Source organism: Magnetospirillum aberrantis SpK, from assembly GCF_011022235.1.
Lineage (GTDB): Bacteria > Pseudomonadota > Alphaproteobacteria > Rhodospirillales > Magnetospirillaceae > Magnetospirillum > Magnetospirillum aberrantis.
Genome location: NZ_JAAIYP010000007.1, coordinates 192,054 through 217,506, shown reverse-complemented (window position 1 = coordinate 217,506; position 25,453 = coordinate 192,054). Strand labels below are relative to the sequence as shown.

The window sequence follows — 25,453 nt, the reverse complement described above, 5'->3', positions numbered from 1 at the left end:
CTCCATCCGCGCTGGAACCGGGCTGCGCGGCACCACATCTCGGGCGACTTTATAGGATCGTAAACATGTGGCGCAACTTACATGGCTTTAATCTCCCCGCCTTACGCAGGGTTAATGTGACACTGCGCCGGCCGCCACCAGCTCTCCATGAGCTTCGTCAAGCGCCAGGCGGAAGCGCTCCAGCAACAGCCGGATGTCGTCCGCCTCGATCACCAGGGGCGGGGCGAAGGCCACCGCGTCGCCCATGGCGCGCAGGATGACGCCGTGGGCCTGCGCCTTGGCGACCACGCGGGCGCCGACAGCCAGTTTCGGGTCGAACGCCGTCTTGGTGTCCTTGTCGGCCACCAGTTCCAACGCGCCGATCAGGCCCAGGCCGCGCGCCTCTCCCACCAGCGGGTGCTGTTGCAGGGCGCGCAAACCGTCCTGAAGCACCGGGGCCACCTTGCGCACATGGCCGACGATGTCGCGTTCGGCATAGATCTTGAGGGTCTCAAGCGCCACCGCCGCCGGCACCGGATGGCCACCATAGGTCAGGCCATGGCCGAACGAGCCGATCTCGCCCGATTGAGCCTTGATCGGCTCGAATACCTCGCCCGAGACGATCAGGGCGGAAATGGGCAGATAGCCCGACGACAGCGCCTTGGCCACCGTCATCATGTCGGGGCGGATGCCGAAGGTGTCGCAGCCGAACATGTTGCCGGTGCGGCCGAAGCCGGTGATGACCTCGTCGGCCACCAACAGCACGTCGTATTTCTTCAAGACAGCCTGAATCTTCTCGAAATAGCCCTTGGGCGGCACGATGACGCCGCCGGCGCCCATCACCGGCTCGGCGAAGAAGGCGGCGACCGTGTCGGGGCCTTCGGCCAGGATCAGCTTCTCCAGTTCCTCGGCGCGGCGGGTGGCGAATTGTTCCTCGCTTTCACCCTTTTCGCCGTAGCGCCAGTAATGGGGGCAGCCGGTGTGCAAGATGCGCTCGATCGGCAGGTCGAAGCCGCGCTGGTTGACGGGCAGGCCGGTCAGCGAGCCGGTGGCCACGGTGACGCCGTGATAGGCCCGCTCGCGCGAGATGATCTTCTTCTTCTGCGGCCGCCCCAATGCGTTGTTGCGGTACCAGATCATCTTGATGGCGGTGTCGTTGGCTTCCGACCCGGAACAGGCCAGGAAGACCTTGGAATCGGACACCGGGGCCAGCGCCTTCAGCGCCTCGGCCAGCCGCACGCCGGGGGTGTGCGCCTTGGAACTGAACAGGTGGTAGAAGGGAAGTTCGCGCATCTGCGCCGCCGCCACCTCGGCCAGCCGCTCCTCGCCCCAGCCCAGGGTGGTGCACCACAGGCCGGCCAAGCCCTCGATGTATTCCTTGCCGGCTTCGTCGTAGACCCGGACGCCTTGGCCGCGGGTGATGACCATGGGGCCGGTCTCGGGGTGCTTGACCAGATTGGTGTAAGGGTGGAACAGGGCGGCCAAATCCGCCTCGGCGACAGTGCTCATGGTTCCTCCGGGATGGGGACGCGGGAGTTTAGGCCCGATCCCAGGCCCGGCACAATGTGCAACCGGCGCAAGGGTGGGGGGCTGGAATGGTGGAAGGCCGGTTCCCATGTGCTTGGTCGCGGCGGTACAATGGCCGGCAACGAAACCCGATAAAAACAGGGGGCGTCATGACGTTCAAGGACATCCTGGTTCACGTCGACAACACCCGCGAGGCCCGGAACCGGCTGCGTCTGGCCGCCGGTCTGGCCCGTGCCCATGACGGCCACCTGACCGCGCTCAATGTGCGCGGCCGTCCCGACCTGCCGCCTTTCATCGCCGACCAGTTCGGCCCCGAGATCCAGGAGGTCCAGGGGCGTTCGCAAGACGCCGCGGCGCGCGAGGCGCGTGTCGCCTTCGACGCCGCCGTCCCGACGGCCGGGATCACCACCGAATGGCGCGACGTTGACGGAACGTTGGCGGAAAACCTGATCCTGCACGCCCGTTATGCCGACCTGACCGTGGTCGGCCAACCCGAACCCGGCGCCGACGATCCGGCTCCGGTCGCCGCCCTGGCGCTGGAGGTGGGGCGCCCGCTGCTGGTGGTTCCTTTCGCCGGTACCTTCGACACCGTGGGGCGGCGGGTGGTGGTGGCCTGGAATGCCAGCCGCGAGGCGACGCGGGCGGTGCACGACGCGCTGCCGCTGCTGAAGACGGCGGAACAGGTGCGGGTCATCGCCATCAATCCGGGGCGTGGCATGGCCGGTCATGGCGACGTGCCGGGGGCGGACATCTGCCTGCACCTGTCGCGGCACGGCGTCAGGGCGGTGTGCGAGCATGTGGCGTCGGATGATTTGAACGCCGGAGCGATGCTGTTGTCGCGCGTCGCCGACGAAGACGCCGACATGCTGGTCATGGGGGCCTATGGCCGTTCGCGGCTCAGGGAAATGGTCCTGGGCGGCGCCACCCGCCATATCCTGCGTCATATGACGGTGCCGGTGCTGCTCAGTCATTGACTGGGGGCTCCCCATTTGAGGATGTGCAGCGAAGCTCAGAGTTCGCACCTTAGGGGGGAACATCTCCAAAGGGAGCGACGGCCATGGCAGCTTTCTCGTCCAATCCCGTGGGTTCCGGCGAACGTCAGGACCTTTTGAAGCGCTTGTCCGAGAGCCTGGGGCAAGGCGGTGACCGCTTGAACCTGTTGGATCTGGCGCCGGCACAAACCCATTTCGGCGGCGATTGGCCGCGTCTGTCGGCCAAGGTGCACAGCATCGTCGAGGGCACCTTGCGCAAGTGCCTGTCTGAAGGCGACAGCTTCGCTCCTTTGGACGACATGTCCTACGCCATCATCTGCTCGCCGACCAGTGCGGGCGACATCCGCGATACGCTGGAACACATCAGCGACGAGGTGACCCGCCGGATCATGGGCGAGGGGAGCCGCAAGGTGTTCGTCTCGATCACCGTCGCCGACCCTGAAGCCAAGGCCAGGGCCGAGGCTGAAGCCAAGGCATTGGCGACCGCCCCGGTCTCCAACATCGAACGCATCCTGGGGTCTCTGGTTGCCCCGGAAGAGGAATTTTCCTTTGCCGACGTGCGTTTCGTGGTGCGGACCATGATGGCCGCCGATGGGCGCCCCACCACCATCACGGTGCCGATGGCGGTGTGCGAGTTGGGGAACGGGCGGATACGCGGCGGTTACGATTGCCTGCCGCCCGAACCCGACCCCGCGCTGGTGGCTGAACTGGACGCGCTGACCGCCGAAGCGACGGCGGGGCATCTGGTCGAGATGGAACGGCAGGGGCGTCCCGGTGTGGTCCAGGTGCCGGTGCACCGCGCCACCTTGTCGTCGCGCAAATGGCGCGAACTTTACCTCAAGATCTGTCGCGGATTGTTCGGTCGCCACAAAAGCCGGCTGGTGTTCGACATCTTCGGCATCGAGGACGGGACGCCGTCGAACCGCGTCACCGAACACATGCAATGGCTGCGCCCCTATGGCCGGGCGGTTTCGGCCACGGTGGACGTGGATTTTTCCACCTTGAACTCGTTCACCGGGGCGCAAGTGCTGTCGCTGGGGGTGACGTTGGACGGTGTCGAGGATGAGGTGGCGGAAGCCAAGCTGGCCCGCTTCGTGCCCAAGCTCAAGGGCATGGACGTCCGCTGTCATGTGCATGGCCTGCGCACCCAGGGACAGGCCGGGCTGTGCCGGTCGCTGATGGTGGCGGCCATGAACGGGCCGGTGGTCGAGGACGGTGGGGCGCCGCGTCTGGAACTGGTGCGCGACGGCCGTTGATGCGGGCGCGCCTTTCTGGCACAACGGGCCCCGTTCCAGGTGCCCGCCACGCGCGGGAGAATCGGGAAGGCGGTGCGAGTCCGCCACGTGCCCAACGCTGTGAAGGGGGACCGGCCGGCGAAGGCCACTGACGCAAGTCGGGAAGGCGCCGGATCGGGACGATCCTCAGTCAGAAGACCGGCCGGGAACCCATAGGGACGCCGTCGTGGACAGGCGGTGTCCGGCCTTTCGCATGACAGGGACACTCATGCCCGCTTCCGCCGTTCAGACCGATCCCGTTTTCTCCGCCACCGAGCGCGACGCCGTCTACCGCTGCATCCATACGCGCCGCGACGTGCGCGGCCAGTTCCTGCCCGACCCCATCGCCGACGAGGTTCTGGCGCGGCTTTTGCGCGCGGCCCACGCCGCGCCGTCCGTCGGCTTCATGCAGCCGTGGGATTTCATCGTGGTCCGGGACCGGGCGGTGCGGGAAAAGGTGCACGCCGCCTTCGCCAAGGCCACCGCCGAAGCGGCCGCTATGTTCCCCGACGAACGCCGCGCCGCCTACCAGCGGCTCAAGCTCGAAGGCATCCTGGACAGTCCGGTCAATGTCTGTGTCACCTGCGACCGTGCCCGGACCGGCAAGGTGGTTCTGGGCCGGACCCACCAGCCCGAGATGGATCTGTTCAGCGCGGTGTGCGCGGTGCAAAATCTGTGGCTGGCGGCGCGGGCGGAAAACATCGGTGTCGGTTGGGTGTCCATCGCCCATTACGACGATCTGCGTGCCGCCCTGGGCATTCCCGCCGACATCCAGCCCATCGCCTATCTGTGCCTGGGCAAGGTGTCGCATTTCTATGAGAAGCCGGAACTGGAAAGCGCCGGCTGGTTGCCGCGCCTGCCGTTGGATCAGGTGACCTGGGTCGATCAATGGCACCGCCGGCCCGAGGACGAGGCGCTGCTGGACAAGATCAGGGAGGGATGATGGAAGAGTTGGTGCGCAAGGTGACGCCGATGATGGTGTTGCCCGATATCGCCCCGGTGTTGAAGCAGTACGTGGCATTGGGGTTCGAGGCGGTGGACACCGACGATCCCGGCTGTGTCGGTCTGCGTGCCGGCAAAAGCGCGCTGATGCTGGTCAGCGTCGAACTGATGCAGCGGGATTTCAAGAAGACCACGGTGGCCCCGCTGGTGGGGACCACCGTTCCCTACATCTACGTCACCTCGCTGCATCAGGCCAAGATGCGCCTGGAGCCCTCGGCCATGGTGGTCGAGGAAAGCTACACCGGTGGCGGTACTCGCGAGGCGGTGGTGGTGCAGCACGGCCAGTTCATGATTTTGGCCGAACGCCTGCCCGACTGATCACGCCAATGACGGCGCCGTCATCAGCGGCATCAGGGCCGGGGCGCGGTCGGGCCGCTGGCCGCGCCAGGGTTCGGGGCGGCCGAAATGGTAGCCCTGGGCAAGCACGACGCCCACTTCGTGCAGACGTGCGGCGATGTCGGCGTTTTCCACGAATTCGGCGATCAGACGGCGGCCCAAGGCGCGCGACACATCGCTCATGGCCCGCACCACCGCCAGATTCATGGGGTCGGAATCGATGTTGCGGACCAGCGACCCGTCCAGCTTGACGTAATCGGTGACCAACTCGCGCAAGTAGACGAAGGATGAGTATCCGGCGCCGAAATCGTCCAACGCCGTCTGGAATCCCAAGCCGCGCAGCCAAAGGATGAATTCCTTGGCGTGGGCCAGACTGGTGAAGGCGGCGGTTTCGGTGAATTCGAACACGATGTTGGATGGCTTCACCGCGTGTTCGCGCAAGGCGTAGGCGATGGCGTCGCTCAGACGTTGGTCGCCGATGGAGCGGCCCGACAGATTGACGCTGAAACGGTCCGCTCCCGTCGGCACCTGTCCGGCGGCGATGGCGGCGAAGGTGTTGCGCACCACCCAGACATCGATGTCGGTGGCCAGCCCCAGCCGCTCGGCTTCGGTGATGAAGGCCCCGGCCGGCAGGATGCTGCCATCGGGGTTGCGCAACCGTACCAGCACCTCGTACAGCCGCACCTGTCCGCTCGGGAGCTCGACGATGGGCTGGAAGTTCAGCTCCAGATGGCCGTGGGCCAAGGCGTCGCGCAACAGCTTGCCATAACCGATCTCGGCGGTCAGCCGGGCCGTGCCCTGCTCATCCTCTGGCTGATAGAAATGGAAGCGGTTGCGTCCCTGTTGCTTGGCGACGTGACAGGCCAGATCGGCGCGGGCCAGCACATCGACACCCGGCCCCAATTCCGGCCCCAACAGCGCCACGCCGATGGACCCGCCGATGTCGACGCTGCGGCCCTTGGCCTGGAAGGTATAATCGGCCAATTGGCGGTTGTAGCTGTCGGCGATCACCGCCGCGCCTTCGGCGTCCACGTCGAAGGCCAGGATGGCGAATTCGTCGCCACCCAGCCGGGCGACGAAGTCGGCCTCGCGGCTGCGTTGCCGAAGCCTGTCGGCCACCTCGATCAGCAACTGGTCGCCGGCCTGGTGGCCCAATGTGTCGTTGACGAACTTGAAATGGTCCAGGTCGATCATCAACAGCGCGGCGTTCACGGTCTTGCCGCGCCGGGCGCGTTCCGTCGCGCGCGCCAGTTCCTCGATGAAGTGGCGGCGGTTATAAAGCGAGGTCAGCGGGTCGTGCTGCGCCAGATAGGTCAGGCGGTCGAACATCGCCTTGCGTTCGCTGACGTCGGCCACAACCGCGTTGAACAGCCGCAAGTTGTCGATGGCAAAGGCGCTGACCTTGCAGGACAGGTCGAAGCGTATGCCGTCGCGCCGCACGGCGGTCAAATATTGCTCGCGCCCCAGACTGTGGCCGTTCAGCAAGGTTGTTGCCGCCTGGGTGGTGCGTTCGTCGTCCTGGACCAGGAGTTCGGCGATCCGCATGCCCACCGCGTCGCCTTCGTCATAGCCGAACAATGTCGCCGCCGCGGCGTTGAATCCTTGGATACGGCCGTCGTGGTCGAAGGTAATGATCCCGTCCGAGGTGTTGTTCAGCACCGATTCCAGCCGGGACTGGCGCGACCGGATCTGTCGGCGCATGCCTTCGAAGGCGCCGACCAGGGTACGGATTTCACGCGGACCGGTTTCTGGCAATGGTTGTGCGGGGGCGAAGCCGTTGCCTTCGACGTCCATGGCGCGGGCGACGCGGGACAGCGGTCGGCGGATCGAGAATTCGAAGGCCAGGAATCCCGCCGCCAACATCAGGCAAACCAGGACGATGGAGGAGCGCACCAGCCGGGACACCTGTTCCGAGATGTCCTGGCTTTGAAAGGCCTGGCCCAGGACCGAATCGTAAATCTGGCGTTCCGTCAGATGGATGATGCGATAGGCGGCATGGATCGCCGGCGTGATCTCGCCCTTGACCATGGCAAGACGCTGCGCGCGGTCCATGCGTTGCAAGGCTTCCGCCAACAAAGACAATTGCCGCAATGCCTGACCACCGGCGGCGGCCAATTCCCGTCGGCCATCCGTGGCCATCAACGGGTCGAGCCATAGGCTTTCGCCGATCTCGGGCAGGGGGGCCAAGGCGCGCTCCACCGTTTTCCCTCCTTCGGAATCGTTGCCCGCCGCCAGAAGGTAGGAACCGGCCTCGATCTGGCGCAGGGAATCCTTGGCGTCCTCGAGGTGGCGGTGGATGCGGTAATAACTGGCGATCAGGTCGCGACTGTCGGCGCGGTTGGCGCTGACCACCGTGCTGGCATAGAAAGCCATGGCGGAAAACGCCGCCAGCAAGACGACAGAGGTGACGACGAAACGTCCCCGGAGGCTGTTCCACATGGTTACCGCCTTTCTAATGGCACGCCTTAAATGCGAATGATAGTCAGTATCATTTGTGCGTTCAAATTTCCAGTCTGCCGTTTGCTGCCCAGAATGTGATTGTAGGAGGGATAAAAATTTCTGTTTCGCAGAAATAAATTATTGCAAATCTCTGGGTGCGCCGGCATGGTTGGCTGCGTTCACGTTGTTGCCGCAAGAGGTTGCCATGGCTGTGATTAATGTCCCTGGGATGCAATCCCCCTTGTCCCCGCGTCTGGCTCGCGCCAGCCGGTTGCTGTCGTTGGGCTGTCTTGTGGCGGTCTTCGTCCTGCCGGTCCTGGTGGTGGGGAAATGGGCGCTGGACGACCCGGCTTCACTTTATGCCGCGATGGTGCCCAAAAAGGGGGCGTCGCCGCTGCCGGATCTCCTGGAACCTTGGCAGCGGGGAGTGGGGGCGGTGTTGTCCCTGGTGCCGACGGCCCTTGCCATGGTGGCCTTGCTTCGGGTCCGCCGTTGCTTCGACAGTTTCGCCGCCGGCCTGTGCTTCGACGGTTCGGTGGTGACCGGGTTGCGCGGCTTCGCCGGAATGTCGGCCTTGTCCTGTGCGGCCGGCATGGTGTTGCAGCCTCCGCTCAGCGCCTTGCTGTCATGGCAAAACCCGGCCGGGCAACGCTTCATCTCGATCGGCGTCGGGTCGGATCAGGTGGGAACCTTGTTTTTCGCCGCCATGGTATGGATCATTGCCGCGGTGATGGCCAAGGCTGTCGCCATGGCCCGCGAAAACGCGGAATTCGTCTGATCATGCCCATCGTCGTCACCTTGGACGTCATGTTGGCCCGCCGCAAGGTCAAGTCCAAGGACTTGGCCGAAGCGATCGGCATCACCGAGGCCAACCTGTCCCTGTTGAAGCAAGGGCGGGTCAAGGGCGTGCGTTTCGAGACCCTGGCGGCGATCTGTGCCGCGCTCGATTGCCAGCCGGGCGATCTCTTGTGCTTCGAACCGGAACCGGGAGAAGACGGTTAGAACTCGGCGTCGCCGGCCCGAGGGTCCAGCGCCCGTTGCAATCCGTCGCCCACCATGTTGGCCGACAGCACGGTCAGGAAAATGGCCAGTCCCGGCCATAGTGCCTGGGCGGGGGCGCTCCACACCACGGTCATGGCCCCGGTCAGCATGTTTCCCCACGACGCCAGCGGCGGCCGGATGCCCAGCCCCAGGAAGCTGAGCGCGCTTTCGACCAGCACGATGTTGCCCACCGAAAGCGTCACCGCCACCACGATGGGCGAGGCGACGTTGGGCAGGATGTGGCGGCGCATCACCCGCCCGGGCGAGGCGCCGATGGCGGTGGCGGCGCGGACATAGTCGCGGGCCTTGACCGACAGGGTCTGGGCACGCACCAGACGGGCCACCGTGGTCCAGCCGACGGCGGCGATGATGACCACGATGCGGCCGATGGCGAAGGCCTCGTCGCCCATGCTTTCCGGCGGAATGCCCAGCTTGGCCGGGTCCACCGCCGCCAGCACGATCAACAGCGGCAACAGCGGCAACGCCATGACGCCGTCGGTCAGGCGCATCAGCAACGCATCCAGACGGCCGCCGTGATACCCCGCCAACAGCCCGAGCGCCGTGCCGAACACCGCCGCCAGCACCGCGGTGGCCCCAGCCACCGCCAGCGACACCCGGCCGCCATGGGCAAGGCGGGCCAGCACGTCGCGGCCCAGTTCGTCTGTGCCCAGCCAATGTTCGGCCGAAGGCGGCGCGAACAGGGCGGTCAGGTCCATGGCCTCGGGGTCCTGGAACAACCAGGGCGCCAGGGCCGCCGCTCCGATCATCGCCAACAGCACCGCCACCCCCAGCAAAGCGGGGCGGTCGTGGCGAAGCCGCCGGAGCGCGCGTGCGGCGACCGGGGTCATCGATAGCTGACCCGGCGGTCGAGCGCCGCATAGGCGAGGTCGGCCAGGATCGATCCCAGCAAGGTCATGGCGGTGGCCAGCAACAATCCGCTCAGCGCCAGGTTGAAGTCGTTGCCCATCACCGCCTCGAAGATCAACCGGCCCATGCCCGGCCAGGCGAACACCGTTTCGGTGATCAGCGCGCCCGAGAACAGGCCCCCCAATTCCAGCGCCAGAATGGTGGTGACCGGGATCAGGGCGTTACGGAACTGGTGGCGCAGCACGATGCGGGCCGGGCTGCATCCCTTGGCCCGCGCGGTGCGCACATAATCGTGGTGGGCCTCGCCGATCATGGCGGCGCGCATGTGGCGGACGTACTGCCCCATGCCGGCCAGGGCCAGGGTGGCGACGGGCAGCGCCATGTGGCGCAGCCGCTCGGCCAATCCGCCGTCGCCGCCCACGTCCTCGATACCCGATGCCGGCAACCAGCCCAGGGAAACCGCGAACACCACGATCAGCATCAGTCCCAGCCAGAACGTCGGCAGCGACACCGAGGCGAAAGCCACCAGATTGACCGCATGGTCGAACACCGAACCGGGCCGCAGCGAGGCAACGATTCCCACCGGCACCGCCACCGTCAGCGCCAGCGCCAAGGCGGTCAGCATCAAAAGCGCGGTGTTGCCCAAAGCCGGCAACAAGGCGTCCAGCACCGGCCGGGCATAAAGACGGGAATAGCCCAGTTCCCCTTGAAGCACCTGAAGAAGCCACGCCAGATAGCGTTCGGTCCACGGCCGGTCCAGGCCGTACAGCGCCTTGAGCCTGAGCGCGTCGGTGGCCGACAGGTGGGGATCGGAAGCGATCATCAGGTCGATGGGGTCGCCCGGCATCAGTCCCATCAGTCCATAGACCACGAACGACATCACCGCCAGCACGGCCAGGGATTGCAGCCCGCGCGAGGTTACGTGCCGGATCACGGCTTGCCCTTTTTCGCCGGAACCTTCTTTTCCTTGGAGGGCGATTTTTCCGTGGGCGCGGGGACGGGATCGGAATCCGGTTGCCACCGCCACGTCTCGATCCACAGCGTGCTGGGGTCCTGGTGGCCGGTGGGGGTGACGCCCTTGAGCGCCTTGGGCAGGATGAAGGCGTCCGAGCGGAAGAACAGCGGCAGCGCCGGCAATTCGTCGGCATAAAGCTGTTGCAGTTCGTGCCACAGCGCGACGCGCTTGGGGCGGTCCAGTTCGACCTCGATGGCGTCGATCAACTGGTCCATGCGCGGATTGACGTAGCCGGGATAGTTCTGGCCCGACCAGTTGTTGGCTTCCGACGGAATCATGGTGGAATGAAGGGTGGTGCGCGGCACGCTTTCGGGGGCCGAATACCACGCGAACAACGCCATGTGCGGGAACTTGCGCCGGGTCACCGTGTCGCCGAAGAACACCCTGGGCGGCTCCACCCGCAGACGCACCTCGATTCCCGCCTTGCGCCATTGTGCCTGAAGCACCTGAGAGACCAATTCGCGCGAGCGGCTGCCGGCGGTGGTGCTCAATTCCAGCGACAGTGGTGCGCCTTCGGCGTTGCGCCGTACGCTGCCGGACATCTTCCACCCGGCCTCGTCCAGCAATTGGGCTGCGCGGGCGGGGTCGAAACGATAGGTCGGCACGTCGTCGGCGTGCACCCCGTCCAGCGGATTGACCGAGGTGCGGGCCACCGGCTGGCGGCCGCCGAACAATTGCCTGTTGATGGCTTCGCGGTCGATGGCGAACAACAGCGCCTGACGCACCCGCTTGTCGGCCAGGATGGGTGAACCGAGGTTGAGGTCGATGTGCTCGTACACCAGCCCCGGCTTGAAGATGATGTTCCAATCCTTGCCGACGCGCTTTTCGAAGGCCAGGGACTGATCGAGCGGCAAACCCAGTTCGCCGGCCACCATGTCGACGCCGCCCGACAGCAGATTGGCTTCCAGCGCGGCGGTGTTCTCGATGGTCTTGACCACGACGCGTTTGAACGCTGGCGCTTGGCCGTCCCAATAGGGGTTGCGTTCCAGCACGATATGGCTGCCCTGGACCACCTCGGCGATGCGGAAGGGGCCGTTGTAAAGGCCGGGATTGGTGGTGTCCTGGTCGTAGGCGGTGCGGTTGCGGTATTCCGCCGGGAGCTCGAAACGCGGGCGTTCGATGTGTGCCGGCACCAGCCGTAAATCGTTGATGGCGTTGTAGTCGAAGGTCAGGCGGTCCATGTGCAGGACGAACGTCTTCTTGTCCCGGACCTCGACCTTGAGGATGCGGCGGTACAATTCGGAATTGGACACCCCTGACAGCGGATGGCGTCCCGCATCCACGGTGAACAGCACATCCTCGGTGGTGACCGGGGTGCCGTCGGCCCATTTGGCGTCGGCACGGATGGTGTAGGTCAGGGCCACGCCGTGCTCGCCCTCGCGGGTGGCCAGTCCGTTTTCCAGCGTCGGCAGCTTCTCGCACAACATGCACACCAGCTTCCAATGCGGGTCGAAAGCGGTGAACGGCCGTGTCGCCATGTCCAGCACATAGGTCTTGGCCAGCATGGATTCGATGTTGGGATGGAAGGTGGCGGGGAACTGGGTGATGCCGATCACCAACTCGTCCTTGGTTCGAGCCTCGATGGCGCGTGTTTCCGGCTGGGCGGTGGCCGGCAGGGCGGCGCCGGCACACAGGACCAGGGCGGCAAACAGGCTGCGCAGGTGCGGCGACATCCCATACTCCGGCGGTTGCAAAAAAGCGCACGATCCTAGCACCCCGCAAAGCCGCCGTCAGCGTTCGCCGACGTGTCGTCCGCAAAAGACCGCCCCCGGCTTGGGGCCGGGGGCGGTGACGAAGCATGTCATTTGGTCTGCGGGGCGGCGGTCCGATACGGGCACCAACTGGGCAGGCGGCTGGTGTCGAGGGTGCCGTCGGCGTTGGTGGCGGCACGGCGACCCATGCCGTAGCCGGGGCCATAGGCCATGCCGGGGCCGCGCGGGGCGATCATGGCCGGCGGCAACTGGCCGTTCTGGCGCGCCTGGATCATCTGGGTCTGACGCCAGCCGGGTCCATAGACGGGCGGCGTGGTCTGGGTGGTGGCGTCCTGGGCGGCGGCAGCGAAGCCCACGACCATGAACAGCGCGGCGATTGCGGTAACGAGGCGAGTGCGTTTCATGATGGCCTCCTCTTCCTCTTCCCTGTCTCTTGCCATCATTAGAGCACGCGCCGGTAACCGGACGATGTCGTCCGGCCGACTTTCGGGTAACGTCGTGTAACGGCCTATTCGCTGTAGGTGACCACGCGGTTGCGCCCTGTTCGTTTGCCGTCGTAAAGCGCCTTGTCTGCGCGTTCGATGGCGTCGTCGACCGAGGTGTCGGCGTCCACCTCGGCCAGGCCGAAGGTGGCGGTGACCGGGATCGGTTCGCCCTTTTCCGAGGTCAGGCGCAGCGCCTCGATCGCCTGGCGGATGCGGTCCAGGACGATGGCGCCGTTCTCGGCGTTGGTGCCGGGCAGGCAGATCAGGAATTCCTCTCCGCCATAGCGGTAGACCACGTCATAGGGCCGGACCGCGCCACGCAGGACACCGGCCACCGCCCGCAGGACGCTGTCTCCTTCGGCATGGCCGAAGGTGTCGTTGACCTTCTTGAAATGGTCGATGTCGGTCAGAGCCAGGCTCAGGGGCAGGCGCTGACGGATGGCGCGGTCGCGTTCGCCGGTCAGTTGGGTGCGCATGGTCTGGCGGTTGGCCAGTCCGGTCAGCGGATCGACGGTGGCCAGCGCCTTCCACACCTCGCGTTCCAGCGCTTGGGCGGCGTTGCCGAACGACAGAACCGACCCCATCAGGGTTTCGTAATCCGAGGTGGTGATGGTCTGACCGGCGGCGGCGCGGGCGGAAATCTGTTCGGCCTTGGCGTGGACGGCGGCGTGTTCCTCACCCAGGGCGGCGAACCCGGAGAACTCGGCCAGCGGACCGCCGGCGGCCTGGGTGTGCCAGAGCGAGAACGCGCAATGTTCGCCGTCGGCCGGCGGCAGCACCGTGCCGGACGAACGGTGCAGGACCGCCTGATACCATTTCTGAAGCCATTCCACATGGCCGGCCAGCGCGTGCTGGAAGCCGGTCAGGCTGGCGAAAGCGTCTTCGGCCTTCATTCCCTGTCATTCCCCCGATGGAACCTGTGCGGCCTAACTCGCGTGGGCGGTCGGCGCGCCGCGTACCATAGCCTGAAACGAGGTCACGAGGCGACGGATACGATCAGCCAGTTGCGCCGATTCCAGTTCCGGCAATGGGCGGTCGAGGTGTCGATATAGCCAGCGGTCTTCGGCGGGCAAGTCCGCCATGTCCACCAAGGCCATGGACCAGTCGGGGAAATGGCGTTGGGTAATTGTTTCGTCCAGCAGGATGCGGATGTCCTGATGGCGGGAATCGGCCCGCAACTGGCTGATCAGGTCGTCGACCACCTCGTCCTCGCCCTCGAGCACCTGAAGGAACAGGCCGTCATAGAACATCAGGACGCCGGTGATGCCGCGCGCCTGATTGCCCTGGCGCGAGGAGTGGAGGATGTCATGGATGTCCGCCCGCGTCAGCCGCCGGCTTTCCAGACTGATGTAGACCATGCATTTCATGGCCACGACCCTAGCACGGCGCCGCAAACGCCCTTCCCGCCGTGCTTTAACGGCGGATGAACAAGACGTCAACGAATGGAAGGCTATTCCGCCGCCTCGCCCTTGATGCGTTCGATGTGGGCGCCACAGGCGGCCAGTTTTTCCTCGACCCGTTCGTAGCCGCGGTCCAGGTGGTAGACGCGGTTGACCACTGTCTCGCCCTCGGCGGCAAGCCCGGCCAGGATCAGCGACGACGAGGCGCGCAGGTCGGTGGCCATCACTTGGGCGCCCGACAGCTTGGGCACGCCGCGCACGATGGCGCTGGACCCGTGCACGTTGATGCGTGCGCCCATGCGCATCAGTTCGGGCACATGCATGTAGCGGTTCTCGAAGATGGTTTCGGTGATCATGCTGGCGCCTGACGCGGTGGTCATCAGTGCCATCAGCTGGGCCTGCATGTCGGTGGGGAAACCGGGGAACGGCTCGGTCATGATGTCGGTGCCGTTGATGCCGTCAAGCGCGGCGACGCGCATGCCGCGCTCGGTGGCCTCGACGGTGACGCCGCATTCGCGCAAGGTCTTGACCACCGACTCCATCAGATCCATGCGGGTGCCGACCAGTTCCACGTCGCCGCGGGTGATGGCGGCGGCCACGGCGTAGGTGCCGGTCTCGATGCGGTCGGGCACCACCGAATATTCGGCGCCGTGCAGGCTGTCCGCACCCTGGATGCGCAAGGTGCCGGTGCCGATGCCCTCGATCTTGGCACCCATGGCCACCAGGCAATGGGCCAGGTCCGCCACCTCGGGCTCGCGCGCGGCGTTGGCCAGCACGGTCTCGCCCTGGGCCAGGGTGGCGGCCATCATCAGGTTCTCGGTGCCGCCGACGGTGACCTGCGGGAAGATGATGTGCGCCCCTTTCAGGCGGCCGTCGACGTGGGCGTTGATGTAGCCGCCGTCCAGTTCGATCTTGGCGCCCATCTGTTCCAGCGCCTTGAGGTGCAGGTCCACCGGACGGGTGCCGATGGCGCAGCCGCCGGGCAGCGACACGCGGGCCTGGCCGCAGCGGGCCAGAAGCGGCCCCAGCACCAGCACCGAGGCGCGCATGCGCCGCACCAGATCGTAAGGCGCGGTGGTGTTGCCGATGGTGTTGGCCGTCAGTTCCAGCACCCGGCCGGTATGGCCGCCGTTCTTGCTGTCGCCGTTCAGGGCCATCAGCACGCCGTGCTGGGCCAACAGGTTGGCCATGGTGGTGATGTCCACCAAATGGGGCAGGTTGGACAAGGTCAGCGTGCCATCGGTCAACAGACAGGCCGGCATCAGAGCCAGGGCGGCGTTCTTGGCGCCGCCGATCGGGATGATGCCCTTGAGCGGCGTCCCGCCGACAATGCGGATCCTGTCCATGCTGAAACCTCTTACCCAGGAATGAGCGTCCGCGCGCGGCCTCGCCCGAACGAAGCGCCCCGTTTAGCGCGCCTGCGGCTCCGGGTCAAGGCGACCGGGGCGGCAAGCGTGGAAACGTGGAATTATTCCGTTTCGGTCAAGGGGGGCGCGTCGGTGGCCGGAGCGGTTTCTTCCTCGGCGCGGGCGCGCGTCTGCGTCTTGCGGCGGGCCAAGTTGGCCCGCAACGCCTCGGCTTGGCGCTGGCGGCGCAAATCGGCTTCGGTCTTGCCCTTGTCGCTCAGGCCGGGCGGGGTCTTGCTGTTGTTCATGAGCGGCATTTTCCCCGGAAAGCCGGGCACGTCAAGAATATGCGGCAGCATCCGAAAAAGTTGGTTGACGGGGGTGGAATCCTTTGGCATAAAGCGCGCCTCGCCACGGGGCGCCACGCTTCGGAAACGAGATTGCTGCCGTAGCTCAGTCGGTAGAGCATACCCTTGGTAAGGGTAAGGTCGATGGTTCGATTCCATTCGGCAGCACCATTTTAGGCTTGGATTTCAAGCACTTAAGCCCCGCCCAGAAGGCGGGGCTTTTTGCTGTCTGGATACTGGTGTATCCCCGATGTGTCCAAGGGTTTCCGCGCCTTTCGGAAAGTCCACCGAGCGCCGCCATGTGTAGTTCAATATTCTGGGCGGGGTGGATTTCTGGATAATTGGATACAATCAGGGCATCCGCCGTCCGGGGCAGCAGAGCCATGCGCCCCCAGAACTGGACACACTTTGGTCTATTGTGTCCTGATCAGGGTTTTCTCACGCCAATCGATTGCTCGTAGGTTTTCTTCGTAATGAGCGCGATTTGACGATTCTCTCAGCCTCACTATCTCATTCGGGGATCGTGTCCCAGGGATTGGTGTAACAGCGCAGTCGCCGTTTGATCTCCGGCAGGCTTGGCCGGGTTGCTCAGGCTGCCGCGACGGGCGGCAGGCTTGTCAGCGGATCATCACCCAAGGGGGCGACGGATTCCAGGGTCATGTAGCGGGCTCGTTGGACGGCCCATTCGTCGTTCTGCTCCAAGAGGATGGCGCCGATCAGGCGGGTGATGGCTGCTTCGTTGGGGAAGATGCCGACGACCTCGGTGCGGCGTTTGATCTCGCCGTTGAGGCGCTCGATGGGATTGAAGGTCGCAACCAAACCCTACCGAAGATCGACGATGACCACCCGCGACACGCGCGGGCAAGCCTGGGGATGATGCTACACCACTCGATGGGACGTGACCTCAATCTGCGGCGATCATGCCTTTTACCCCCGATTGCGCCTCTGTATATAAACGTCGTCTTTATACCCTCCCGTATGGAACGCTGATGCGCCCCGGGTGTAGTGATTCCATCGCTGGAGTCTCAACCGGAGAGCCATGATGCTCGACATCATTTTCATCGGCGCCGTCGTGGCGTTCTTTGCCTTGGGCGCGGTGTTCGTCCGCGCCTGCGAACGCATCTGAGGGAGGCCGCGCCATGTCCCTCGACATCGTCCTCGGCGCGCTCACCGCGGTCGGCCTGCTGGTCTACCTCGGCTATGCGCTGATCCGTCCCGAAAAATTCTAGAGCTAGTGAGGTTGCCATGGACGCCGCCGGCATCCTGCAAATCCTGATCTACCTCGCCGTCATCACGGCGCTCACTCCGCTGCTCGGCGGCTACATGGCCAAGGTCTATGAAGGGCAGGCCCGATTCCTCGGCCCGGTCGAACGTGGCCTCTACAAGATGTGCGGCGTCGATACCGCCCGAGAGCAGCACTGGACCGGCTACGCCCTGTCGTTGCTGGCCTTCAACCTGGCCGGCTGGGCGCTGTTGTTCGGCCTCCAGCGCCTGCAAGGGATGCTGCCGCTGAACCCGGCCGAGATGGCGGCGGTGCCGCCCGATCTCGCCTTCAACACGGCCATCAGTTTCATGACCAACACCAATTGGCAGTCCTATGGCGGCGAAAGCACGCTCAGCTACCTGACCCAGATGGTCGGGCTGACGGTGCAGAACTTCGTCTCGGCAGCCACCGGCATGGCGGTGTTGGTGGCGCTGATCCGCGGCTTCGCGCGGGCCAATGCCCGTACGGTCGGCAACTTCTATGTCGATCTGGTGCGGACCACCCTCTACATCCTGCTGCCGCTGTCCTTCGTCGCCGCACTGTTCCTGGTGTGGCAGGGCATGCCGCAGAATTTCGAGCCTTACACCACCGCCACCACGCTGGAAGGCGCTAACCAAGTGATTGCGCAGGGGCCGGTGGCCTCGCAGGTGGCGATCAAGCAACTCGGCTCCAACGGCGGCGGCTTCTTCAACGTCAATTCCTCCCATCCGTTCGAGAATCCAACGCCCTTGTCGAACATCGTCGAGATGACCTTTCTGCTGATGCTGGCGGCGGCGCTGACCAACACCTTCGGCCGCATGGTCAAGGACCAACGTCAGGGTTGGGCTATCTTCGCCGCCATGGGGCTGATGCTCGTGATCGGCCTTGGCGTCGCCACTTGGGCGGAAACCCACGCCAATCCGGCCATGGTGGCCGCAGGCATGGATTACGCCATGGGCAACATGGAGGGCAAGGAGGTGCGCTTCGGCATCGCCAATTCGGCGATCTGGGCCACCGCCACCACGGCGGCCTCCAACGGCTCGGTCAATTCCATGCACGACAGCTTCATGCCGCTGGGCGGTCTGGTGCCCATGGTCAACATGCTGCTGGGCGAAGTCATCTTCGGCGGCGTCGGCGCCGGTCTCTATGGCATGCTGATCTTCGTCATCGTCGCGGTGTTCATCGCCGGTCTGATGGTCGGGCGTACCCCGGAATATCTGGGCAAGAAGATCGAAGCCAAGGAAGTCAAGCTGGCCATGCTGGCCCTCCTGGTCTTTCCGATCAGCGTGCTGGGTCTGGGCGCCGCCAGCCTGCTCGGTGCGCCCGGTGCCATCCAGGATTCCGGCCCGCACGGCCTGTCCGAGGTGCTGTACGCCTTCGCCTCGGCTACCGGCAACAACGGTTCGGCCTTCGCCGGCTGGACCGGCAATACCCTGTTGAACAACAGTCTCATGGGAGCCGCCCTGCTGTTGGGCCGCTTCGTCGTCATCATCCCGGCGCTGGCGATTGCCGGGGCGGTGGTGGCCAAGAAGGTCGTGCCGCCCTCGGCCGGCACCTTCCCCACCCACGGCTGGCTGTTCGTGGTGCTGCTGGTGGGTGTCATCGCCGTGGTCGGCGGCCTGACCTTCTTCCCCGTCCTCGCCTTGGGGCCCATCGTCGAGCATCTGATGCTCGGCGCCGGCACCCTGTTCTGATAGGTGGTCCGATGAGTATCCATCGTCCAAAAGAGTTGTCGCTGTTCGACGCCGCCATCCTGGGCCAGGCGGCACGGGATGCGGTGGTCAAACTTGACCCTCGTCAGTTGATCAAGAATCCGGTGATGTTCGCCACCGGCCTGGTCGCCGTGCTGTCCACCGCGCTGACCATCCGCGACGCCGGCAGCGAGCATTTCGCCGTCATGGTTCAGATTTCGGCCTGGCTATGGTTCACCGTGCTGTTCGCCAACTTCGCCGAAGCCATCGCCGAAGGGCGGGGCAAGGCCCAGGCCGCCGCCTTGCGCGGTACCAAGTCGAGCGCGGTGGCCAAGAAGGTCGCCTCGGTCGAGGCGCGTGACTTCCAGACCCTTCCGGCCGAGAAGCTCAAGGCCGGCGACCTGGTGGTATGTGAGGCGGGTGACGTCATCCCCGGTGACGGCGACGTCGTCGCCGGTATCGCCACTGTGGATGAAAGCGCTATCACCGGCGAATCCGCCCCGGTCATCCGCGAATCGGGCGGTGACCGCTCGGCGGTGACGGGGGGCACCCGGGTGGTGTCCGACCGCATCGTGGTGCAGATCACCACCAATCCCGGCGAATCCTTCCTCGACCGTATGATCGCCCTGGTCGAGGGCGCCAAGCGGCAGAAGACCCCGAACGAGATCGCCCTGACCATCCTGTTGGTGGGCATGAGCCTGATCTTTCTGATCGTGGTGGCCACCCTGCCGGGCTGGGCGTCGTATTCGGGCACCGCCATTCCCATGGTGTTCCTGATCGCCCTGTTCGTGACGCTGATTCCCACCACCATTGGTGGTCTCTTGTCCGCCATCGGTATCGCCGGCATGGACCGGCTGGTGAAGTTCAATGTCATCTCCAAGTCCGGCCGCTCGGTCGAGGCGGCCGGCGACATCGACGTGCTGCTGCTGGACAAAACCGGCACCATCACGCTCGGTGCCCGCCAGGCGGCGGAGTTCCTGCCGCTGTCCAACGTCAACGAGCGCGATTTGGCCGAAGCCGCGTACCTGTCCTCGCTGGCCGACGACACCCCCGAGGGCAAGTCGATCATCGCCCTGGCCAAAAGCCGCTTCGGCCTGACCGAGCCGAAGAACGGCGCCATGACCTTCATCCCGTTTTCGGCCCACACCCGCATGAGCGGCGTCGATTTCGAGGGCACCGAGATCCGCAAGGGCGCCTCGGATTCCATCACCGCCTATGTGGCGGAGAAAGCCGGCCGGACTCCCGGTGGAATCCCGAAGGAGCTGGTGCTGGCGGTGGAGCGGGTGGCCAAGGTCGGCGGCACCCCGCTGGTGGTGGCCAAGGGTGACCGGTTGCTGGGCGTCATCCACCTCAAGGACATCATCAAGCCCGGTATCCGCGAGCGTTTCGCCACGTTGCGCGCCATGGGCATCAAGACGGTGATGATCACCGGCGACAACCCGCTGACCGCCGCCGCCATCGCCGCCGAGGCCGGCGTCGACGACTTCCTGGCCGAAGCGACGCCGGAAAAGAAGCTGGAGCTGATCCGCGACTATCAGAAGGGCGGCCGCCTGGTCGCCATGTGCGGCGATGGTTCCAACGACGCCCCCGCACTCGCTCAGGCCGATGTCGGCGTCGCCATGAACACCGGCACCCAAGCGGCGCGTGAGGCCGGCAACATGGTGGATCTGGACAGCGATCCCACCAAGCTGATCGAGATCGTGATGATCGGCAAGCAATTGCTGATGAGCCGAGGATCCTTGACCACTTTCTCCATCGCCAACGACGTGGCGAAGTATTTCGCCATCATCCCAGCTCTGTTCCTGGCTTCGTACCCGCAGCTTCAGGCGCTCAACGTCATGAATCTGGCCAGCCCACAGAGCGCCATCCTTTCGGCGATCATCTTCAACGCGCTGATCATCATCGCCCTAATCCCGCTGGCGCTGAAGGGCGTCAAGTACAGGCCGGCCAGCGCCGAGACGCTGCTGCGCCGCAACCTGCTGGTCTATGGCGTCGGCGGTCTGGCGGTGCCGTTCATCGGCATCAAAGTGATCGACGTGCTTGTTGCCACCCTCGGGTTGGCCTGAGGCGAGAATCCGGGATGAAGGACTGCGTCCCCGCCCTGACCATGGCGCTCTGCTTGGTCCTCATTCTGGTCCTTGCCGCCCTTGGCCGCCCCTGCTGAATTCGGAGATTGATCCATGTTGAAGGAACTTCGTCCCGCTCTGTCGATGATGATCGCCATGACCGTCGTCACCGGAATTGCTTACCCCCTCGCCGTGACTGGAATCGCCCAATCGGTGTTTCCATCCCAGGCGGGCGGCAGCCTGATCGAGAAGGATGGCAAGGTGATCGGTTCGGAACTGATAGGCCAGCCCTTCACCGGCCCCGGCTATTTCTGGGGCCGCCCGTCGGCCACCAGCGGCGCCGATCCCAATGACCCGGCCAAGACCACTTCGGTCCCGTATAACGCCGCTAATTCCAGTGGCAGCAATTATGGCCCGACCTCGAAGGCCCTGATCGACGGCGCCGCAGCCAATATCGAGGCACTGAAAGCCGCCCACCCCGATCAGAAGGGGCCGGTTCCGGCCGATCTGGTCACCGCCTCGGGCAGCGGTCTCGACCCCCACATCACGCCGGCCTCGGCGGCATGGCAGGTCAAGCGCATCGCGAGCGCCCGCCATGCGCCGTTTGACGCGGTCCAGCAACTGGTGGGCGACTATACCGAGGGCCGCGACCTGGGCATCCTGGGCGAGCCGCGCGTCAACGTGTTGAAGCTCAACCTAGCGCTGGACGACAAGTGGCCGCTGAAGAAGTGAGACAGAGGCCGAACCGGCTATACATTCAACAATTGCGGCAGAAGCTCGAAGCCGTTCCATCTGCTCCGCGCATTATTGTTACAGAGGGTGGCATCGGCTATCGCCTGCGGAACGGTGGCGATGTCTCGTGAACCCGGTTGGTCCCCGTCGATTGTCATCCTTGTCGTCCTGTCGTTCGTCGGTATCATCCTGGCGGTGGCCGGCCGACAAGAACCGCCACAGCCTGCCGTCGATCTTCGTTACTTCCATCTTCACCCGGACGCGACGGATCAGATGCTCGACGTCAGTGACGCCTCGATGCAGGTAAAACGTGTCTCTGCCTATCGCCATGTTCCCATGTGGGATGTTCGTCATCTGATGGAAGAATACGTCGTAACTCGCGGTGGACGGGGAAGAGGCAGGCAAATGGTCGATATCCCGCGCCTTAATCAGGCGTTGGACGAACGATGGCCGATGAAGTGAACTGGAGATCATGAACGACGACCGCGACGACCGCCCCTCCCCCGAAGCCCTTCTCGCCGAAGCCCAGCGAGAGGGGCGCGGGCGTTTGAAGATCTTCCTTGGTGCCGCCCCCGGGGTGGGGAAGACTTACGCCATGTTGGAAGCTGCGCACGAGCGGGTGCGCGAGGGCGTCGACGTAGTCGCGGGCGTGGTCGAGACCCACGGGCGTAAGGAAACCGAGGCTTTGCTCAAGGGAGTCGATATCTTGGCCCCGCAGATGGTCGAGTATCGCGGCAAGAGTTTCCGCGAGATGGACCTGGACGCCCTGATCAAGCGCCGCCCCAGGATCGCCCTGGTGGACGAGTTGGCCCACACCAACATTCCCGGCTCACGCCATGTCAAGCGCTGGCAGGATGTCGAGGAACTGCTGACCACAGGTATCGACGTCTATTCGACCCTCAATATTCAGCACCTGGAATCCATCAACGACATCGTCGAGCAGATTTCCGGCGTCAAGGTACGCGAAACCTTGCCCGACAGCGTGCTGTCCACCGCCGACGAGATCGAACTGATCGACCTGTCACCGCAGGATCTGATCAAGCGGCTGGAGGAAGGCAAGGTCTACGTCCCCGAGCAGGCTAGGCGTGCCGTTCACAGTTTCTTTTCGCCCGGCAATTTGACTGCTTTGCGCGAGATGGCCCTGCGCCATGCCGCCGAGCGGGTTGATCGCCAGATGGTGGACTACATGCGCGCCCACGCCATTCCTGGCCCATGGCCGGCGCGGGAACGGGTATTGGTGTGTATCGACGAGAAGGTGGATGCCGACCGTCTGGTCCGCTTCGCCAAGCGCTCGGCCGAGCGGCGTGGCGCCGCCTGGGTGGCGGTAACCATCGAGACCTCGCACGCCCATGCCCTGACTGAAGCCGAGAAGGACCGTATCGATGCTGCCATGCGCCTTGCGATTCAGTTAGGCGGAGAATCGGCGACGCTACAGGGCGACGAGGTTGTCGATACCGTTTTGGGCTACGCCCGCGAGCGCAACTGTACTCAGGTCGTGGTCGGGCGCGCCCGTAAGGCTCGGTGGTTCGGCCGCATGGGCAAGTCGGTCACTGAAAGCCTGATTGAGAAGGCTGGTGAGTTCACCGTCGTGGTGGTTGGTGGCGAGGACGAAGACAGGCCGAAGTCGGTGATGACGCGGCACAAACCCCAGACCGGATGGCGGTTATGGCTTGGCTACCTCGCCGCCCTGGTGGCCACGGCAGCGGCGACCGGCATTGGCTTCCTGATCGACGCCCGTCTGCCGATCGGCAACATTTCGGTCACCTATCTGCTGGCCGTGATGATCGTGGCAATAAAGTTTGGGCTACGTGCCGGAATCATGGCGTCGATCTGGAGTTTTCTCGCCTTCAACTTTTTCTTCACCGAACCGCGACGCACCTTCGCCATCACCGACGTCCAAAATATCTTGACCGTTGCCTATTTCCTGATTGCGGCCTTCATCGTTAGCAACATGGCGGCGAGACTCCGCACACAGATCCAGGCCACCCGTGAAAGTGCCCGACGCACCACCAATCTATACGAATTCGGCCGCAAAATCACCGCCGCCGCCACCCTCGACGACGTGCTATGGGCGGTTGTCCATCATGTCGCCACAACCATCCATGGTCGATCGTTGGTATTGATGCCGGGTGAACGGGGATTGGCCATAGCAGCTGGTTATCCGCCGGAAGACGAGATCGACGACAAGTCGGCGGGAGCCGCCGACTGGGCTTGGACGCACGGCAAGCTAGCTGGACGCGGCTCGACAACGTTGCCCACCGCCGACTGGCTGTTCTTGCCATTGAAGACCGGGCGCGGTCCGGTGGGGGTGATGGGCGTGCAGATGACCGAGGACGCCGACATGCCGTCACCGGCGCAACTGCGTCTGCTGGAGACGCTGGCCGACCAGGCGGCGGTCGCCGTCGAACGCACAACCCTGGTGGCCGACATCGAAACCGCCCGCGTCGCCACCGAGCGTGAACGGCTGCGCGCAGCCCTGCTGTCGTCGTTGTCCCACGACCTGAGGACACCGCTGGTGTCGATCATGGGCGCAGCCACCACGCTCGGCACTTATGACGAGAAGCTGGAGGCCGAAGGGCGACAGGATCTGATCCAGACCATCCAGGACGAGGCCGAACGGCTAAATCGTTTCGTCCAGAACTTGCTGGACATGACCAAGTTGGGATCGGGGGCTTTGAAGCCCCGAGTTGACTGGGTTGATCTTAACGATGTGGTCTCTTCCGCAGTCAAGCGGACGGAACGACTGGCCCGCCGACATGGCATCCGTATCGAGATCGCGCCGGATATGCCCTTGCTGTGCCTGGATGCCGTCCTGATGGAGCAGGTATTCTTCAACTTGCTTGACAACGCCTGCAAGTATGCCCCACCCGGCACGCCGGTTAAGGTATGGGCCATCAAGACGCCCAAGCACGTCGCTATTGAGGTCTCCGACCTGGGGCCGGGTATCCCGCCCGAGGACCGCGAGAAAGTGTTCGACATGTTCTACCGGGTTAATCTGGGGGACAGCCAGACCGCCGGCACCGGGCTAGGGTTGGCCATCTGCCGGGGCATCATCGAGGCCCATGGCGGCAGCATCCATGCCGAACCCGGCCTGCATGGAGCCGGCACCTGTATCATTATTCATTTGCCGCTGCCGCCCGATCTCGCCGACATCAAGGGATACGAATGATGCCGCGCATTCTGGTCATCGATGACGAACCGCAGATCCGCAAGTTCATGCGTATTTCGCTCACCGCCAACGGCTATGAGGTTGTCGAGGCTGAGAATGCGACACAAGGTATCGAGGCCGCCCGAACCCAGTCCCCGGACCTGCTGATCCTCGACCTCGGTCTGCCCGACCTCGACGGTCAGGAGGTGATCAGCGCCGTACGCGAGCAATCCGAGGTGCCGATCATCATCCTGTCGGTGCGCGCCCAGGAGCTGGATAAGGTCGAGGCGCTGGACCGCGGCGCCAACGACTACGTGGTCAAGCCCTTCGGCGTCGCAGAACTGATGGCCCGTGTCCGCGCCGTGCTGCGGCCCCACGCCGCCAAAGGGGGCGACGAGGTGGTGAAGACAGGAGGCGTGCAAATCGACCTCACCCGCCGGGTGGTGACGCGCGACGGCGTGGAACTCCATCTGTCCAAGAAGGAATGGGAATTGCTGGAATTCTTCGCCCGTTCCCCCGACCATGTGCTGACTCATAAAGAGATCCTCAAGGCGGTGTGGGGGCCGGCCCACACCGACGACACCGCCTATCTCAGAGTCTACGTCAACCAACTCCGCCAGAAGCTGGAGGACGACCCGGCGCAACCCACCCTGCTGGTCACCGAACCGGGTGTCGGCTACCGGTTGAAAGCCCGCGATTAGGTGGGCACACCCTCGATGAGCATGCCGAGGGTGGCGAAACCTCGCTGCGTTTTCCATGGTGAATCACATTCACGGGCAAAGGGGAATCCCCTACGTGAGTTCCAATCAGC

General features: G+C 64.7%; 24 protein-coding genes, 1 tRNA gene, 1 pseudogene and 1 riboswitch. Of the genes and pseudogenes, 15 read left to right on the top strand and 11 right to left on the bottom strand.

Annotation, left to right across the window (positions count from 1 at the left end):
- Positions 1 to 111: 111 nt before the first annotated feature.
- Entirely contained in the window at positions 112 to 1,488 is a 1,377-nt protein-coding gene (locus tag G4223_RS02340; RefSeq protein WP_163674446.1) for an aspartate aminotransferase family protein, read from the bottom strand.
- 167 nt (positions 1,489 to 1,655) lie between these two features.
- Here G4223_RS02340 and G4223_RS02335 point away from each other — a divergent pair, with 167 nt between their 5' ends.
- From G4223_RS02335 to G4223_RS02320, 4 genes are all read left to right on the top strand, one after another.
- The gene (locus tag G4223_RS02335) at positions 1,656 to 2,480 is read left to right on the top strand and encodes a universal stress protein (RefSeq protein ID WP_163674444.1); all 825 of its coding nucleotides are present in this window, start codon (positions 1,656 to 1,658) and stop codon (positions 2,478 to 2,480) included.
- An 83-nt stretch (positions 2,481 to 2,563) separates the two neighbouring features.
- Positions 2,564 to 3,754, top strand: a complete 1,191-nt coding sequence (locus tag G4223_RS02330) for a hypothetical protein (RefSeq protein ID WP_163674441.1) — start codon at positions 2,564 to 2,566, stop codon at positions 3,752 to 3,754.
- A 33-nt stretch (positions 3,755 to 3,787) separates the two neighbouring features.
- Positions 3,788 to 3,942, top strand: a riboswitch (cobalamin riboswitch).
- A gap of 59 nt (positions 3,943 to 4,001) precedes the next feature.
- On the top strand, positions 4,002 to 4,715 hold the full coding sequence (bluB, locus tag G4223_RS02325) for a 5,6-dimethylbenzimidazole synthase (protein ID WP_163674438.1): 714 nt from the start codon (positions 4,002 to 4,004) through the stop codon (positions 4,713 to 4,715).
- Entirely contained in the window at positions 4,712 to 5,092 is a 381-nt protein-coding gene (locus tag G4223_RS02320; protein ID WP_163674435.1) for a hypothetical protein, read from the top strand. The genes bluB and G4223_RS02320 overlap by 4 nt, the downstream gene beginning before the upstream one ends.
- Here G4223_RS02320 and G4223_RS02315 read toward each other — a convergent pair whose 3' ends face one another.
- Complete coding sequence (locus G4223_RS02315) at positions 5,093 to 7,549, bottom strand: putative bifunctional diguanylate cyclase/phosphodiesterase (RefSeq protein WP_163674434.1); 2,457 nt, start codon at positions 7,547 to 7,549, stop codon at positions 5,093 to 5,095.
- Positions 7,550 to 7,754: 205 nt separating this feature from the next.
- Here G4223_RS02315 and G4223_RS02310 point away from each other — a divergent pair, with 205 nt between their 5' ends.
- Together G4223_RS02310 and G4223_RS02305 are read left to right on the top strand one after the other, a co-directional pair.
- A complete protein-coding gene (locus G4223_RS02310; protein WP_163674431.1) occupies positions 7,755 to 8,327 on the top strand; it encodes a DUF2975 domain-containing protein in 573 nt (190 codons plus the stop codon).
- Positions 8,328 to 8,329: 2 nt separating this feature from the next.
- Entirely contained in the window at positions 8,330 to 8,551 is a 222-nt protein-coding gene (locus G4223_RS02305) for a helix-turn-helix domain-containing protein (RefSeq protein ID WP_163674428.1), read from the top strand.
- On the opposite strand, the gene G4223_RS02300 is transcribed toward G4223_RS02305, so the two are convergent.
- From G4223_RS02300 to G4223_RS02265, 8 genes are all read right to left on the bottom strand, one after another.
- Positions 8,548 to 9,438: an ABC transporter permease gene (locus G4223_RS02300; RefSeq protein ID WP_163674426.1), complete on the bottom strand. Its 891-nt coding sequence runs from the start codon at positions 9,436 to 9,438 to the stop codon at positions 8,548 to 8,550. The two genes, G4223_RS02305 and G4223_RS02300, sit on opposite strands and share 4 nt — an antisense overlap.
- The gene (locus G4223_RS02295) at positions 9,435 to 10,391 is read right to left on the bottom strand and encodes an ABC transporter permease subunit (protein ID WP_163674423.1); all 957 of its coding nucleotides are present in this window, start codon (positions 10,389 to 10,391) and stop codon (positions 9,435 to 9,437) included. Before G4223_RS02295 ends, G4223_RS02300 begins: the two co-directional genes overlap by 4 nt.
- Positions 10,388 to 12,145: a peptide ABC transporter substrate-binding protein gene (locus G4223_RS02290; protein ID WP_163674420.1), complete on the bottom strand. Its 1,758-nt coding sequence runs from the start codon at positions 12,143 to 12,145 to the stop codon at positions 10,388 to 10,390. The genes G4223_RS02295 and G4223_RS02290 overlap by 4 nt, the downstream gene beginning before the upstream one ends.
- A 128-nt stretch (positions 12,146 to 12,273) precedes the next feature.
- Positions 12,274 to 12,588, bottom strand: coding sequence for a hypothetical protein (locus G4223_RS02285; protein WP_163674418.1), 315 nt, complete (start codon positions 12,586 to 12,588; stop codon positions 12,274 to 12,276).
- Positions 12,589 to 12,692: 104 nt separating this feature from the next.
- Positions 12,693 to 13,562 carry a diguanylate cyclase gene (locus G4223_RS02280; protein WP_163674415.1) on the bottom strand — a complete coding sequence of 290 codons (870 nt, stop codon included), beginning with the start codon at positions 13,560 to 13,562 and terminating at the stop codon, positions 12,693 to 12,695.
- Positions 13,563 to 13,595: 33 nt separating this feature from the next.
- Complete coding sequence (locus tag G4223_RS02275; RefSeq protein WP_163674412.1) at positions 13,596 to 14,036, bottom strand: BLUF domain-containing protein; 441 nt, start codon at positions 14,034 to 14,036, stop codon at positions 13,596 to 13,598.
- Positions 14,037 to 14,119: 83 nt separating this feature from the next.
- The gene (murA, locus tag G4223_RS02270) at positions 14,120 to 15,415 is read right to left on the bottom strand and encodes a UDP-N-acetylglucosamine 1-carboxyvinyltransferase (protein ID WP_163674411.1); all 1,296 of its coding nucleotides are present in this window, start codon (positions 15,413 to 15,415) and stop codon (positions 14,120 to 14,122) included.
- A gap of 122 nt (positions 15,416 to 15,537) precedes the next feature.
- Positions 15,538 to 15,723 (bottom strand): hypothetical protein, encoded by a 186-nt coding sequence (locus G4223_RS02265; protein ID WP_163674408.1) that lies wholly within the window; start codon positions 15,721 to 15,723, stop codon positions 15,538 to 15,540.
- A gap of 134 nt (positions 15,724 to 15,857) precedes the next feature.
- Between G4223_RS02265 and G4223_RS02260 the strand changes: the two genes are divergently transcribed.
- Positions 15,858 to 15,933: transfer RNA gene (locus G4223_RS02260), tRNA-Thr, on the top strand.
- A 417-nt stretch (positions 15,934 to 16,350) separates the two neighbouring features.
- Here G4223_RS02260 and G4223_RS02255 read toward each other — a convergent pair.
- Positions 16,351 to 16,566, bottom strand: a pseudogene (locus tag G4223_RS02255) (transposase); the annotation flags it as partial.
- Positions 16,567 to 16,901: 335 nt separating this feature from the next.
- Here G4223_RS02255 and kdpF point away from each other — a divergent pair.
- The 8 genes from kdpF (at position 16,902) to G4223_RS02215 (ending at position 25,343) form a co-directional block, all read left to right on the top strand.
- Entirely contained in the window at positions 16,902 to 16,991 is a 90-nt protein-coding gene (gene kdpF / locus G4223_RS02250) for a K(+)-transporting ATPase subunit F (protein WP_163674406.1), read from the top strand.
- Between the two features lie 16 nt (positions 16,992 to 17,007).
- Positions 17,008 to 18,699: a potassium-transporting ATPase subunit KdpA gene (gene kdpA / locus G4223_RS02245; protein ID WP_163674402.1), complete on the top strand. Its 1,692-nt coding sequence runs from the start codon at positions 17,008 to 17,010 to the stop codon at positions 18,697 to 18,699.
- 11 nt (positions 18,700 to 18,710) lie between these two features.
- On the top strand, positions 18,711 to 20,762 hold the full coding sequence (kdpB, locus tag G4223_RS02240; protein ID WP_163674400.1) for a potassium-transporting ATPase subunit KdpB: 2,052 nt from the start codon (positions 18,711 to 18,713) through the stop codon (positions 20,760 to 20,762).
- A gap of 114 nt (positions 20,763 to 20,876) precedes the next feature.
- On the top strand, positions 20,877 to 21,494 hold the full coding sequence (kdpC, locus tag G4223_RS02235) for a potassium-transporting ATPase subunit KdpC (RefSeq protein ID WP_163674397.1): 618 nt from the start codon (positions 20,877 to 20,879) through the stop codon (positions 21,492 to 21,494).
- A complete protein-coding gene (locus G4223_RS02230; protein WP_163674393.1) occupies positions 21,476 to 21,625 on the top strand; it encodes a winged helix-turn-helix domain-containing protein in 150 nt (49 codons plus the stop codon). The genes kdpC and G4223_RS02230 overlap by 19 nt, the downstream gene beginning before the upstream one ends.
- Positions 21,615 to 21,956, top strand: coding sequence for a potassium-transporting ATPase subunit C (locus G4223_RS02225; protein WP_163674391.1), 342 nt, complete (start codon positions 21,615 to 21,617; stop codon positions 21,954 to 21,956). Before G4223_RS02230 ends, G4223_RS02225 begins: the two co-directional genes overlap by 11 nt.
- 10 nt (positions 21,957 to 21,966) lie before the next feature.
- Positions 21,967 to 24,663, top strand: a complete 2,697-nt coding sequence (locus tag G4223_RS02220; RefSeq protein WP_205762329.1) for a sensor histidine kinase — start codon at positions 21,967 to 21,969, stop codon at positions 24,661 to 24,663.
- On the top strand, positions 24,663 to 25,343 hold the full coding sequence (locus G4223_RS02215; protein ID WP_205762338.1) for a response regulator: 681 nt from the start codon (positions 24,663 to 24,665) through the stop codon (positions 25,341 to 25,343). The genes G4223_RS02220 and G4223_RS02215 overlap by 1 nt, the downstream gene beginning before the upstream one ends.
- The last annotated feature ends 110 nt before the right edge of the window (positions 25,344 to 25,453 follow it).